Annotated in this window: 13 protein-coding genes and 1 tRNA gene; 6 read left to right on the top strand and 8 right to left on the bottom strand. The window is 69.7% G+C overall.

What is annotated here, in order from left to right; translation table 11 throughout:
• Positions 1-108 precede the first annotated feature (108 nt).
• The 4 genes from ABEA30_RS01485 (at position 109) to ABEA30_RS01470 (ending at position 3,452) form a co-directional block, all read left to right on the top strand.
• Positions 109-1,332: a sensor histidine kinase gene (locus ABEA30_RS01485; protein ID WP_345577920.1), complete on the top strand. Its 1,224-nt coding sequence runs from the start codon at positions 109-111 to the stop codon at positions 1,330-1,332.
• Positions 1,329-1,997 carry a response regulator transcription factor gene (locus ABEA30_RS01480; RefSeq protein WP_345577917.1) on the top strand — a complete coding sequence of 223 codons (669 nt, stop codon included), beginning with the start codon at positions 1,329-1,331 and terminating at the stop codon, positions 1,995-1,997. The genes ABEA30_RS01485 and ABEA30_RS01480 overlap by 4 nt, the downstream gene beginning before the upstream one ends.
• 69 nt (positions 1,998-2,066) lie before the next feature.
• Positions 2,067-2,792 carry a DsbA family oxidoreductase gene (locus ABEA30_RS01475; protein ID WP_345577914.1) on the top strand — a complete coding sequence of 242 codons (726 nt, stop codon included), beginning with the start codon at positions 2,067-2,069 and terminating at the stop codon, positions 2,790-2,792.
• Positions 2,793-2,831: 39 nt separating this feature from the next.
• Entirely contained in the window at positions 2,832-3,452 is a 621-nt protein-coding gene (locus ABEA30_RS01470) for a class I SAM-dependent methyltransferase (RefSeq protein ID WP_345577911.1), read from the top strand.
• Between the two features lie 219 nt (positions 3,453-3,671).
• Here ABEA30_RS01470 and ABEA30_RS01465 read toward each other — a convergent pair whose 3' ends face one another.
• The 5 genes from ABEA30_RS01465 to ABEA30_RS01445 form a co-directional block, all read right to left on the bottom strand.
• Positions 3,672-4,562 (bottom strand): hypothetical protein, encoded by an 891-nt coding sequence (locus tag ABEA30_RS01465; protein ID WP_345577908.1) that lies wholly within the window; start codon positions 4,560-4,562, stop codon positions 3,672-3,674.
• Between the two features lie 98 nt (positions 4,563-4,660).
• Positions 4,661-6,034: a DUF4032 domain-containing protein gene (locus ABEA30_RS01460; protein ID WP_345577905.1), complete on the bottom strand. Its 1,374-nt coding sequence runs from the start codon at positions 6,032-6,034 to the stop codon at positions 4,661-4,663.
• A gap of 13 nt (positions 6,035-6,047) precedes the next feature.
• Entirely contained in the window at positions 6,048-6,434 is a 387-nt protein-coding gene (locus ABEA30_RS01455) for a pilus assembly protein CpaE (protein ID WP_345577902.1), read from the bottom strand.
• A gap of 7 nt (positions 6,435-6,441) precedes the next feature.
• Positions 6,442-7,599 (bottom strand): cystathionine gamma-synthase, encoded by a 1,158-nt coding sequence (metB, locus tag ABEA30_RS01450; RefSeq protein ID WP_345577899.1) that lies wholly within the window; start codon positions 7,597-7,599, stop codon positions 6,442-6,444.
• A gap of 148 nt (positions 7,600-7,747) precedes the next feature.
• The gene (locus tag ABEA30_RS01445) at positions 7,748-8,839 is read right to left on the bottom strand and encodes an ABC transporter ATP-binding protein (RefSeq protein ID WP_345577896.1); all 1,092 of its coding nucleotides are present in this window, start codon (positions 8,837-8,839) and stop codon (positions 7,748-7,750) included.
• Between the two features lie 250 nt (positions 8,840-9,089).
• Between ABEA30_RS01445 and ABEA30_RS01440 the strand changes: the two genes are divergently transcribed.
• Both ABEA30_RS01440 and ABEA30_RS01435 read left to right on the top strand, forming a co-directional pair.
• Positions 9,090-9,827 (top strand): DedA family protein, encoded by a 738-nt coding sequence (locus ABEA30_RS01440; RefSeq protein WP_345577893.1) that lies wholly within the window; start codon positions 9,090-9,092, stop codon positions 9,825-9,827.
• A 51-nt stretch (positions 9,828-9,878) separates the two neighbouring features.
• Positions 9,879-10,622, top strand: a complete 744-nt coding sequence (locus tag ABEA30_RS01435) for a hypothetical protein (protein ID WP_345577890.1) — start codon at positions 9,879-9,881, stop codon at positions 10,620-10,622.
• A gap of 43 nt (positions 10,623-10,665) precedes the next feature.
• On the opposite strand, the gene ABEA30_RS01430 is transcribed toward ABEA30_RS01435, so the two are convergent.
• From ABEA30_RS01430 to manA, 3 genes are all read right to left on the bottom strand, one after another.
• Complete coding sequence (locus tag ABEA30_RS01430) at positions 10,666-11,274, bottom strand: class I SAM-dependent methyltransferase (protein ID WP_345577887.1); 609 nt, start codon at positions 11,272-11,274, stop codon at positions 10,666-10,668.
• A gap of 21 nt (positions 11,275-11,295) precedes the next feature.
• Positions 11,296-11,371: transfer RNA gene (locus ABEA30_RS01425), tRNA-Thr, on the bottom strand.
• 40 nt (positions 11,372-11,411) lie between these two features.
• Complete coding sequence (manA, locus tag ABEA30_RS01420) at positions 11,412-12,593, bottom strand: mannose-6-phosphate isomerase, class I (protein WP_345577884.1); 1,182 nt, start codon at positions 12,591-12,593, stop codon at positions 11,412-11,414.
• Positions 12,594-12,598: the final 5 nt, after the last annotated feature.

The following is a 12,598-nucleotide window of genomic DNA, read 5'->3' as shown; positions in this document are numbered from 1 at the left end:
GGCTCGAACGGGGGTGGCGCAGGGATGTTGCCCGCCGCGTCTTTGGTAGGGGGTGGCTCGCTACTTCGGCCGGACGCGGCCGTGGGCGCGCGTCCATAGACTGACGCCATGAGCACCGCCGTCGCCTCCCCTCGCCGCCGGCTCGCGCGCGTCTGGGGCGAGGTCTGGCGCTTCGCCGTGGCCGGGTTCGGCGGGCTGCTGATGTTCGGCATCCGGCTCGAGGCCAGCGAGGAGGCCGCCAAGCCCGGGACCGACATCACCGGCCAGGTGACCATCCTCGTGCAGCCGGTCAGCAACGCCTGGCTCGCCGTCGACCTGGTCCTCGGCCTCGGCGTGCTGGTGGCCATGCTCTTCCGACGCCGGTGGCCGCTCCCGGTGGCGCTGCTGGCCTCGGCGGCCACCGCCGTGTCCGGCTTCAGCCTCGTGGCGACGGCGGTGTGCCTGGTGTCGATCTCGGCCAGGCGCCGCTGGAGCGACTTCGCCGTGCTCACCCCGGTGCTGGTGGCCGCCGTGTGGGTCAACCACGTCTTCTGGCCCTCGTCCGGGAGCCGGGCCGACATGGTGGTGTCGATCGCACTGTCGCTGGTGATCTTCGCCGGCTTCTGCGCGTGGGGCGCCTACCGTGGGGCCCGCCGGGAACTCGTCGCCTCGCTGCGCGAGCGCGCCGCCACCCTGGAGCGCGAGCAGCACCTGCGGGTGACGCAGGCCAAGACGGCCGAGCGCGCCCGGATCGCGCAGGAGATGCACGACGTGCTGGCGCACCGGATCTCGCTCATCGCCGTACACGCCAACGCGTTGGCCTATCGCTCGGACCTGCCCCCCCAGCAGGTGGCCGAGCATGCCGGCGTGATCCGCGACAACGCCGACCACGCCGTCGCCGAGTTGCGCGATGTGCTGGGCGTGCTGAGGGGTGGGGAGCCCGCCGCGACGGCCCCGCCGCAGCCCACGCTGGACCAGTTGCCGCTGCTGATCGAGGACGCGCAGCGCGCCGGGACGCCGGTGGCGGCCGTGGGCATGATGCCGGACTTCGACGAACTGCCCACGGCGGTGAGCCGCACCGCGTACCGCGTGGTGCAGGAATGCCTCACCAACGCACGCAAGCACGCGGCCGGCCTGCCGGTCACCTTGGAGTTGCGCGGGGCGGAGGGGCCCGCGCTCGATATCGTGGTGCGCAACCCGCTGCCCCCGTCGGGGGTGCCCGCCCAGATCGGCGGCACCGGCATGGGGCTGCTCGGCCTGGCCGAACGGCTCGCGCTGGCGGGCGGAACGCTGCGGCACGCCGTCGAGGAGGGCGTCTTCGTCGTGCGGGCCCACCTGCCCTGGAGTGGATGATGGAACCGGTCACGGTACTGCTGGTCGACGACGAGCCCCTGGTGCGCGCCGGGCTGAAGGCCATCCTGGGCGGTGCGGCCCAGGTCGAGGTGGTCGGTGAGGCCGCGGACGGGCGGGAGGCGCTGCGGCGGATCGCCGAGTTGCAGCCCCAGGTGGTGCTGATGGACATCCGGATGCCGGTGCTCGACGGCGTCGCGGCCACGGCGCAGGTGCGCTCGGCGCACCCGGACGGGAAGGGCCCGCGGGTGGTGGTGCTCACGACGTTCGACGGTGACGACTCGGTGGCCCAAGCGCTGCGGGCCGGCGCGAGCGGGTACCTGCTGAAGACGACCCCGCCCGAGCGGCTGGTGGCGGGCATCCTCGACGCCGCCGCCGGGCAGCCCGTGCTGTCGCCGTCGGTGACCGCGCGGCTCATGGAGTCGGTCGTGGTGGGTGGCTCCGCAGACCGGGACGCGGCGCGGGCCCGGCTGGCGGTGCTCACGGAGCGTGAACTCGACGTGGCGCGGGCCGTGGGGCGCGGCGAGTCGAACACGGTGATCGCGCAGGCGCTGTACCTGAGCCTGGCCACCGTGAAGGCGCACGTGTCGCGCGCGCTCACCAAGCTGGGGCTGGAGAACCGCGTGCAACTGGCGCTACTGGTGCGCGATGCAGCGTTGGAGGGCTGAGGGCCTGCGGCCGGTCATGCGCTCGTGCCGCGGCGGCCGGCTCGCGGAGCGTGCTGTATAGTTGAAAATGTGAGTATCAACGTTCAGATCTGGTCCGACATCGCCTGCCCGTGGTGCTACATCGGCAAGCGGCGCTTCGAGAGGGCGCTCGAAGAGTTCCCCCAGAAGGAACAGGTCAACGTGACCTGGCGCTCCTACCAGCTCGACCCCACCCTGCCAGACCACGACGACCGCTCGGAGATCGACTACCTCGTCGAGATGAAGGGCATGGCCCGCCCGCAGGTGCTGCAGATGCTGCAGCACGTCACCACGCAGGCGCACGGCGAGGGCCTCGAGTACGACTTCGACAACCTCGTGGTGGCCAACTCCCGCAAGGCGCACCGCGTGCTCCAGGCCGCGAAGGCCGCGGACCGGGCCGACGACGGCGACGGCGACAGCGTTGACGCCCTCAAGGAGGCGCTGCTCGCAGCGCACTTCATCGATGGCGAGGACATCAACGACGTGGAGGTGCTGACCCGCCTCGCCGCCGAGGTCGGCCTGCCGCAGTCGGAGGCCCGCGCCGCCGTCGACTCCGCCGAACTCGACCGCGCCGTGGAGGAGGACATCATGCTCGCCCGCCAGATCGGGGTGCAGGGCGTGCCGTTCTTCGTCTTCGACAACAAGTACGGCGTCTCGGGCGCCCAGCCGTCGGAGGTCTTCGCGCAGGCGTTGCAAACGGTGGCCTCGGAGAAGGCCCCCCAGCTCATCACCATCGAGGGCGAGGCCGGGGACGCCTGCGGCCCCGACGGCTGCTGACCCCTGTCCCAGCGCCTCAGGGCGTGGGAGACTGACGCCATGACCACGCCCGAGGACCGCCAGCGGATGCTCTGGGACCGCACCGCGGCCCGCTACGACCGGATGGTGGCGCCGCTCGAGGGCCGGTTCATGACGCCCAGTCGGCGGTGGATCGGCGAGCGCGCCGTCGGCAGCCTGCTGGAGGTCGCGATCGGGACCGGGCTCAACCTGCCGCACTACTCGGCCGATGTCGCCGTCACCGGGCTGGACACGAGCGTCGCGATGCTGGACCAGGCCAGGGCCCGTGCCGGCCGGCTCGGCAGGACGGTCAGGTTCGTGGAGGGCGACGTGATGCGCCTGCCGTTCGACGACGAGACCTTCGACACCGTCGTGGCCACCTTCGCGATGTGCGAGGTGCCCGACGACGACGTCGCGCTCGCGGAGATGGTGCGGGTGACGCGCCCGAACGGGCGGATCCTGTTGGCCGACCACGTGGTGTCGACCAACCCCGTGCTCAAGGCGCTGCAGTTCGCAGTCGAGGCGGTGTCGAAGCGCACCAACGGCGAGTACTGGACCCGCCGCCCCCTGCCGAAGCTCGAGCGGATGCGCGGCGTGCAACTGGTCGACAGCGGCCGCTCGCACGCCGGCGTGATCGAGCACCTGTTCGCGCGGAAGCTGTGATCGCGCGGCGCCCGACTTATCCCTACCGAAACAGAGTGGCAGATGTGGATTATCCACATCTGCCACTCTGTTTCGGTAGGGAAAAATCGGGCGGGTGCCGAAGCGGCGGTCTTCCGGGGTCGGCACGCGGGTCGCGGTAGCCGCGGTGCGCATCGCGGAAAGGCCGAAAAATGGTGAGGGACCCGGGCCGAAGCCCGGGGCCCTCACGGGGTGCTCACGTCAGGGGAGCTTGGTCGACAGGACGCCGACCACCTCGTGCAGCTCGGCCTTGGTGGTCCCGTCGGCCGTCACCAGGACGACGCCGTACTTCGTGGTGGTGAACACGCAGACGTCCATCGAGAACTCGCCCTCCTCATCGGTTTCGGTGACGACGCCGCAGGTGGCGGAGCCGACCTTCTGGACCTCGGTGAGGTCCTGGATGAAGAAGTCAGCGCCGCCCTCGACGTCACCGAGCGCCTGGGCCACGACGAACGCGTACTGCGTCCCCACTTCCTTGGAGTACAGCACGATGCCGTCGAAGGCCTCCTTGTCCCACCCGGCGACGTCGGGGGCGTCCGCCGGTGCGATGTCGACCCCGGGCAGCTCGAACACGGGCTCGCTCGGCGTCGGGGTGGGGGCGGGGGCGCTGGTGCTGAAGCGCACCATCGAGTTGAACACCCACTGCGTCTGCCACTGGAAACCGGCGGCGGTCTTGGCGATGACGTCGGCCTGGATGTAGGAGCGGCAGGCGCCCCGGCCGGTGGCGGCGGTGTCGCACTCGGTGCGCCACTGGCGGCCGGCGCTGGCGAAGGTGCCGCTGGCTGCCAGCGGGTTGCCCTTCCACGTCGCGCGCGGCGAGGGGAGGTAGGTCAGGTTGTTGAACGCCCAGTCCGTCTTCTGCACGAACTTCGCGCCGTCCCAGGACACGACGGTGGCCTGGATCTCGGTGCGGCAGCGCTGCGTGACGGAGTACGGCTCACAGGTGGTGCGCCACTGGCGGCCGTTGACGTTGTGGACGCCAGGGGTGGAGTAGACGTCGACAGCGGTGTCGGCGGAGGAGTTCGGGGCCAGCGCCACGGCGCCGGTCACGGCGACGATGGCGGCCAGGGCCACGCGGACGGTCTTGAGCATGTGTGGGTTCCTCCCAAGTCAGCACCCGGGTGCAGGGTGTCGCCGAACCATAGCGCGACCCAGCCGGGCCGGACCGCCGGGGGTGTGGAAACGAACGCCTACTTCTTCTTCCTGGCCGCCTTCGCGCGCAGCGCGTCGATGTCGAAGGTGGCTGCCAACTCCAGGTCTGGGTCGTTGGCGCCGTCCTCCCAGGGGTCGTACGGCTTGTCCTCGTTCTCATCGGCGAACCCGTGCGAGGGGTCGTACTTGTTGGCCAGCTCGCCGCCGACCATCTGGAGGTCGCCGAGTTGCTCGTCGGGCAGCGTGGTGAGGATCTCGCGGATGTAGCCGGAGGCGGCGTCCGTGGTGGGCACCTCACGGTTCTCGCGCTGCGACTGGTACCAGCGGTAGTCCAGCACCTCATGGAAGAACTGGGCCGCGTCGCGCTTGCCGCGCAGGTCTGCGGGGATGCGGTTGATGGCGGGCTCGAACACCTCGACGAGCCACTTGTGCGCAGCCACCGACTCCGCCATGTGCGGCGCGTTCTTGGCGCGGAACGTGTCCATGTCGTTGAGCAGGCGGCGGGCCTGGTGTTCCTCGGCGTCGAGGCCCGTGAGGCGCATGAGCCGGCGTATGTGGTGACCGGCCTCGACGACCTTGGGCTTCATGCGGATGGTGCTCCCGTCGGGGGAGGCGTCGACGTCGATCTCCGCGACGTCGAAGCCCAGCGCGTTGAGTCGCCGCACCCGCCCCTCGAGGCGGTACATCTCGGACTCGTCGAACTCCTCGACGCCGGTCAGCTCGGCCCACAACTGCTGGTAGCGGTCCTCGATGGTCTTGACGAGCCATTCCGGGTCCAGCGACGGGTCGAGGATGCCGCCGGCCTCGAGGTCGAGGAACTCGCCGAACAGGTTGGTGCGCGCGATCTGCAGGTCGTGGGCGCGCTGGCCGTCGGTCAGCTGGTCGTGCAGCTCGCCGGTCTCGGCGTCGACGAGGTAGGCGGCGAACTCGCCGGCGTCGCGGCGGAACAGGATGTTCGACAGCGACACGTCGCCCCAGTAGAAGCCGGTCAGGTGCAGCCGGGCGAACAGCACCACCATCGCGTCGAGCAGCCGGTTGACCGTCTCGTGCTTGACCCCGTGGTAGAAGAGCGAGCGGTACGGCAGCGAGAACGGCAGGTGCCGGGTGAGCAGGATGGGGTCGAGGGGGTCGCCGTTGGTGTCGACCCGGCCCAGCACCACGCCCACCGGGTCCACCGACGGCACCTTGAGCCGCTTGAGTTCGGTCAGGAGGCGGTACTCCTGCACCGCCACCTCCTCGAGGATCTCCTTGGCCGCGTAGATCTCCTCGCCCACCTGGAGGAACCGCACGACGTGCCGCGAGATGCCGCGGGGGAGCGCGACGAGGTGTTGGGTGGGCCACTCGGCCAGCGGCACCTGCCACGGGAGCCGAAGCAGTTCAGCGTCGGGTCTGGCAGCAAGGAATCTGGGCACGTGCCCAGCCTACCTAAGCCAGCACCGTCAACAGCGCGGCGGCGTAGGCGTTCTCCGCGTCGGCGTCGCGGTGCGTGGTGCCGTCGTCGAGTTCGACGACGAACTCCCGGCCGTCCCGGGTGAGCCGCGCGAACCTGTCCCCGAGGGCCTCCCGCAGCTGGCCCTCCGTGGGCAGCCACACCGTCGCCGACTGCGCCACGGAGTCCAGCGCCCATTCCGTGGTGCCGTTGAACGCGAAGAGCGTGCCGGTGTCGAGCTGCCTGGCCTCGATGACCATGTCGGCGACGTGGAACACGTCGTCGATCATCTCGGTGCGCGTCACGGCGAACCGGTCGCCGGGGCCGGGTTGCCACGGCAGGCCGGCGTCGCGGAGCTCCAGCGCCAGCGTGAGGCTGATCATGACCCCATCATCGCGCCCTGTCGAGCGCCTCCGTCACGACTTCGGCCAGGTCGTCGCCGCCCTCGACCCCCACGCTGATCCGCAGCAGGCCGTCGGAGATGCCGGCGGTGGCGCGGGCCTCGTCGGTCATGCCCGCGTGAGTCATGGACGCCGGGTGACAGATCAACGACTCGACCCCGCCCAGCGACTCGGCCAGGTGGAAGATCTCCAGCCCGTCCAGGAACCGTTCGACGGCGGCGCGGCCCCCTGCGAGGTCGACGCTGATCAGCGAGCCGAAGCCCAGCTGCTGCCGCGCCGCCACCTCGTGTCCGGGGTGCGACGGCAGGCCGGGCCAGTACAGCGTGCCGACGGCGGGGTGGCCGTCGACGGCCTGAACCAGCGCGGCCGCGTTCTCGCCGTGCACGCGCAACCGCGCCTCCAGGGTGCGCACGCCGCGCAGGGTGAGGAAGGCGTCGAACGCGCTCGAGGTCAGGCCCAGCGCGTTGGCCCACTGGCGCAGCCGCTCGTGCTGTTCGGCGGTGGCGGCCACGACCGCGCCGCCCACGACGTCGGAGTGGCCGTTGATGAACTTCGTGGTGGAGTGCAGCACCAGGTCAGCCCCGTGCTCCAGGGGGCGTTGCAGGAGGGGCGAGAGGAACGTGTTGTCGACCACCACCAGCGCGCCCGCCGCGTGGGCCGCGTCCGAGGCGCGGCGGATGTCGGTGATCCGCAGCAGGGGGTTCGACGGCGTCTCGATCCACACCATCGCCGGCTCCTGGGCCAGCGCGGCGCTGAAGGCGTCGTCGTCGTTGAAGTCGACGAAGTCGACCTCGATGCGGCCCTGCGAGGCGAGGAACGTGAAGAGCCGCCACGTGCCGCCGTAGGCGTCGTGCTGCACGACGACGCGGCCGCCGTTGGGTACGAACGCCTCGGCGATCAGCGTGCAGCCTGCGAGGCCGGTGGCCACGGTCGTGGCGCCCGCCCCGCCCTCGAGGATGTTGATGGCGTCGTTGAGCAGGTCACGCGTGGGGTTGCCGGAGCGGGAGTAGTCGTACTCGCGGGGGTGGCCGAGGGACTCGAACGAGTAGTTGGACGAGAGGTACATGGGCGGCACGACGGCCCCGTGGGCGGGGTCCACGCCGAGGCCCGTGCGCACGGCGTCGGTCCAGCGGGAGAAGTTGGTCATACCACTCGGCCTTTCTGCAAACTCGTCCCAAGATAGCCCGACCCGGCCGCGGCGCGCGTGACTGCCCAACGCCGTTCGCTGTCAGGGAAGGGTGGCAAAAGGGAGGGGCCCCGGCTGTGCCGGGGCCCCTCGCAGATCCGTCGAACGATCAGGAGATGCGCTCTTCGGTCTTGTTGCTGAACACGTGCACCTGGTCCGCAGGGGCGGACAGCCGCACGACGTTGCCCTTCTCAGGAGCGGTGCGGGCACCGACGCGGGCGACGAACTGCTGCGCGTTGACGATCTCGTCGTCCGACAGGCCGGCAAGGGTGCCGTACAGGTAGGAGTCGGCGCCGAGCTCTTCGACCACGGCGATGTCGAGGCCGATGCCTTCGTCCGCGACCTGGAAGGCCTCGGGGCGGATGCCGATGGTGAGGGTGTCCTCGCCCTCGGCGCGCGCCAGGGTCTCACGCGGGATGCGCACGATGTAGTCGCCCACCTGGACGCCGTCCTCGACGCGCCTGCCGGAGATGAGGTTCATGGCGGGGGAGCCGATGAAGCCGGCCACGAAGAGGTTCTTCGGGGTGTCGTACAGGGCCAGCGGCGAATCCACCTGCTGCAGGATGCCGTCCTTCATGACGGCGACGCGGTCACCCATCGTCATGGCCTCGACCTGGTCGTGCGTGACGTAGACGGTGGTGACGCCGAGACGCTGCTGCAGGGCGGCGATCTGGGTGCGGGTCTGGACGCGGAGCTTGGCGTCGAGGTTCGACAGCGGCTCGTCCATCAGGAAGACCTGCGGGTTGCGCACGATCGCGCGGCCCATGGCGACGCGCTGGCGCTGACCACCCGAGAGGGCCTTCGGCTTGCGGGAGAGGAAGTCCTCGAGGCCGAGCAGGTGGGCCGCCTCCTGGACGCGCTTCTGGCGCTCTTCCTTGGGGACGTTCTGCATCTTGAGGGCGAAGCCCATGTTGTCCGCGACGGTCATGTGCGGGTACAGGGCGTAGTTCTGGAAGACCATTGCGATGTCGCGGTCCTTCGGCGGGAGGTCCGTGACGTCACGGTCGCCGATGTAGATGGAGCCCGAGTTGACCTCTTCGAGGCCGGCGAGCATGCGCAGCGAGGTCGACTTGCCACAGCCCGAGGGGCCGACGAGGACCATGAACTCGCCGTCCTCGATCTCGAGGTTCAGCTTGTTGACCGCTGCGCGGTCCGAGCCGGGGTAAACACGGGAGGCATCCCGGTAGCTAACGGTGGCCATGCCACTTGTCCTTTCCACGGGCAGGTACGTGCCCGACGATCCGTTGTGGATTGGAACCCTAGGTATTTAGGTTTTCCTGTGCCGGACTTTACACCCAGCTGTCTGGTCCCCCATAAGGGGGGTTCACGAAATTGGACATAACAAATCCATAACCTCGGCCGTGGATCGATCAAACGCGGTGGCCCCGGATGCGGCCGACGACGGGTGGCCGTGGGGCGCGACGCGGCGGGGTTGACGTAGGCTTCAGCCCGTGAACGACGAGCCCAAGCCCGTGGAAGAAGCCAAGAGCGAACAGTGGTGGCAGGACCAGGGCATGCCGTGGCGCAAGGAGCCCGGCAAGTCCGACTACTGGTGCCTCGGCTGGTTCGGCTTCATCGGGGTGTTCTCCCTCGTGCTGCTGCCCACGCGCGCCTGGTTCATCACCGCTGCGCCGGACTGGCTGGCCATGCTCACCGGCTCCCGCACCGCCGTCGCCGTCACTGGAGCGCTCGGGTCGCAGGGGGAGATGCCGCACTGGCCCTGGGTGCTGGTGGTCGCGTCCATCTTCAGCCTGAAGTTCGACTGGGTCTACTGGTGGGCGGGCAAGCTGTGGGGCCGGGGCATCATCGAGGTGTGGGCGGGCCAGTCGAAGCGCGCCGCGCGCAACTACGAACGTGCCGAGCGGTGGGCCGAGAAGCTCGGGCCCGTGGGCTTCCTGGTGGCCTACCTGCCGATCCCCCTGCCGCTGATGCAGGTGGTCTTCGTGCTCGCCGGCGCCACGAACATGAGCCTGCGCCGTTTCCTCGTCTACGACTACGTGGCCTCGACGCTGTGGCTGGGCCTGTACTTCTGGCTGGGCTGGCGGTTCGGCGCGCCCATCGTCGACGTGCTCGAGCTGTACGCCAGGGTCGCGATGTGGGTGGCGCTCGGGCTGATGGCGTTCATTATTTTCACCACCTACCTCGCGCAGCGGCGAAAGGCGGCGGCCAAGGTTGACAAAACAGCTTGACAACGGCGAATAGAGCATGAAAAAAAGATACCTGCGAGGTATGGAATTTGGGTGGCCGGCCGGGTCATGGGCGGCACCAACACGGTGACGGTTGTCGTGGATTACGGCTTCGGCGACAAGACGGTCTCCGACGACGCGGTCTACGCCTTCGGCGACCCCACCACCGTCACCGACGAGTGCGTCGAGGTCAACGACACCCTCGAGGGCCAGCTCGACGACGAACTGTGCGACGACTTCACGTTCATGTACGAGCGTCAGGTCGGCCCGTACAACGCGGCTGGCACCTACTACGTCGACAACACCGCTTCCTTCGTCACCAACGACACCGGAACCACGGGCGACGACGATGCGCAGGTGGTCATCACGGTTCCCGAGGATTCGGGCGTCTGCACCCTGACGCAGGGCTACTGGAAGACCCATTCCGAGGCTGGGCCGGCTGCCCATCCCGACGACGGCTGGGACAACGTCGGCGTGGACGCGCAGGACACCATGTTCTACAACTCAGGAAAGACCTGGCTCGAGGTGTTCAACACGGCCCCTGCCGGCAACGCCTACTACATCCTGGCGCACCAGTACATGGCCGCCTGGCTCAACGTGAGCAACGGTGCGGACTCGACCGCTGCGGTGGATTCGGCGCTGGCACAGGCTGACGTGCTGCTCTCGTCCGTGACGGGCACCACGCTGACCAAGCAGCAGACGACGCTGGCCAAGCAGTTGGCGGCGACGCTCGCCAGCTACAACGAAGGCAGCACGGGCCCCGGGCACTGCGACGCCCTGGAGCCGGTCATCCGCTGACCTGCACACATGAGGAGGGGCCGACCCGTCGTCGGCCCCTCCCTCATGCCTTGCCGCAGATGGCGACGATGAAGGTCGAGTCCTCCGTGAACGGCCTCAGGTCCCACGTGGAGAGTGGGATTTGCAGTGCCAGGCCCGCCTCGGCGCAGTCTGCGAGGAAGTCGCGGAAGTCGTAGCCCCGGCCGGCGCCGAAGCCGATGATCGCCCGGCCGTCGTCGGCCAGGTGGGTGGCGAAGCGGCGCAGCACGTCGACCCGCGTCGACGGGGCGAGGAAGCCCATGACGTTGCCGGCGGAGACGATCACGTCGAAGTTCGCCTCGATGCCCTGGGCGGGGAGGTCCATCTCCGCCAGATCGCCGACGACCCACGTGGGGCCGGGATGGTCCTCCTCGGCCGCCGCGATCAGCGCGGGGTCGACGTCGATGCCGACGACGGTGTGGCCCAGTTCGTGGAGCCGGCCCCCGACGCGGCCCGGGCCGCACCCGGCGTCGAGGATGCGGGAGCCGCGGCCCACCATGGCGTCGACGGTGCGTGCCTCGCCGTGCAGGTCGTGGCCCTGCGCCGCCATCGTCTTGAACCGCTGGATGTAGCGGTGGGAGTGGTCCGGGTCCGCCTGGATCATGCGGGTCCACTTGCTGGGTTCTGGGCTCACGGCAGCTTTCTTCGTCACGTGTGGAGCCTCCTGAGGGAGTCGAACCCTCGACCACTCGCTTACAAGGCGAGCGCTCTGGCCGCTGAGCTAAGGAGGCGTGGCGCCCATTGTGCCAAGGCGCGACCCGGAATGCAGAATCAGGCCCCGGATGCCGCCACGAACATCTTGCCCTCGCCGCGGACGTTGACGTGCTCGTCGGCGGCGAGGAACGCGCTGTCACCCGAGGCCAGGCTCATCTCGCAGCCCTGGTCGCCCTGCAGCACGAACTCGCCCTCGGTCACCAGCAGGATGCGGCCGCAGTCGGTACGGGGCACGTTGAGGTATCCGTCGTCGACGGGCGCCACCAGCCACAGCTCGAACTCGGGGAACGACGTGGGGTAGACGTAGATGCCGTCCGACCCCTCGGCCACCAGCACCCGCGGGGTGATGGGCCTGAAGTGCACCACCTGCAGCAGCCCGTCGACGTCGATGTGCTTCTGCGTCAGCCCGCCACGCATCACGTTGTCGGAACTGGCCATGATCTCCACGCCCACACCGCGCAGGTAGGCATGCATCACGCCGGGTTCGAGCGCCACCGCCTCCCCAGGTTGCAGCGTGAAGCGGTTCATCAGGAGCGCCGCCAGGATGCCGGGGTCCCCGGGGAAGTGCTCGTCGAGTTCGACGGCGGTGCGGGCGAACTCGCCCACCGCGCCCGGCGCCTCCAACAGGTTGACGGCCGCGGCGAGCACGACGTCGACGAGATGCCTGCGGTCGTCCAGCGAGAGGACGTCGAGGAAGACCTCCTGCAGGGCGGGGGAGGCGGCCCGGTCGCGCAGCGGCCCGATCACCGACGCCAGCTCGTCTGCCACGCCGAGCGCTTCGAACAGCCCGGCAGTCTCGTGGGGGTCGCGGAAGCCCAACAGGCCCTCGAACGGGGTGAGCGCGACGATGGCCTCCGGCTTGGGCCAGTCGTCCTTGTACGAGCGGATGGGGTCTGACGGGGGCAGCCCCATCAGCGACTCGCGGGCGTAGCCGGCCTCGGCCTGCTCGCGGGAGGGGTGCGCCTGGATGCTCAGCGGGCTGGACGCGGCGAGGATCTTCATCAGGTACGGGAGCCTGTCGCCGAACGCGGCGCGCGCCGCGACGCCCACCACGTGGGGCTCCTCCTGGATGTGGGTGGCGAGGGCGGTGCCGTCGTCGAAGAAGGCGTGTCCGCCGGGGTGGGTGCCCAGCCAGTACTCGGCCCACGGCCGGTCATCGGGCTCGCGACGCAGGATCGCCGGGATCGCCGTGCGGCTGCCCCACGCGAAGTGCTGGACGTGGCCTTTGAGTCGGCGCATGGGCG

Source organism: Tessaracoccus lubricantis (assembly GCF_039544535.1).
Taxonomy (GTDB): Bacteria; Actinomycetota; Actinomycetes; order Propionibacteriales; family Propionibacteriaceae; genus Arachnia; species Arachnia lubricantis.
Note: the sequence above shows the minus strand (reverse complement) of the source record. Positions and strands in the feature narration are given on the sequence as shown.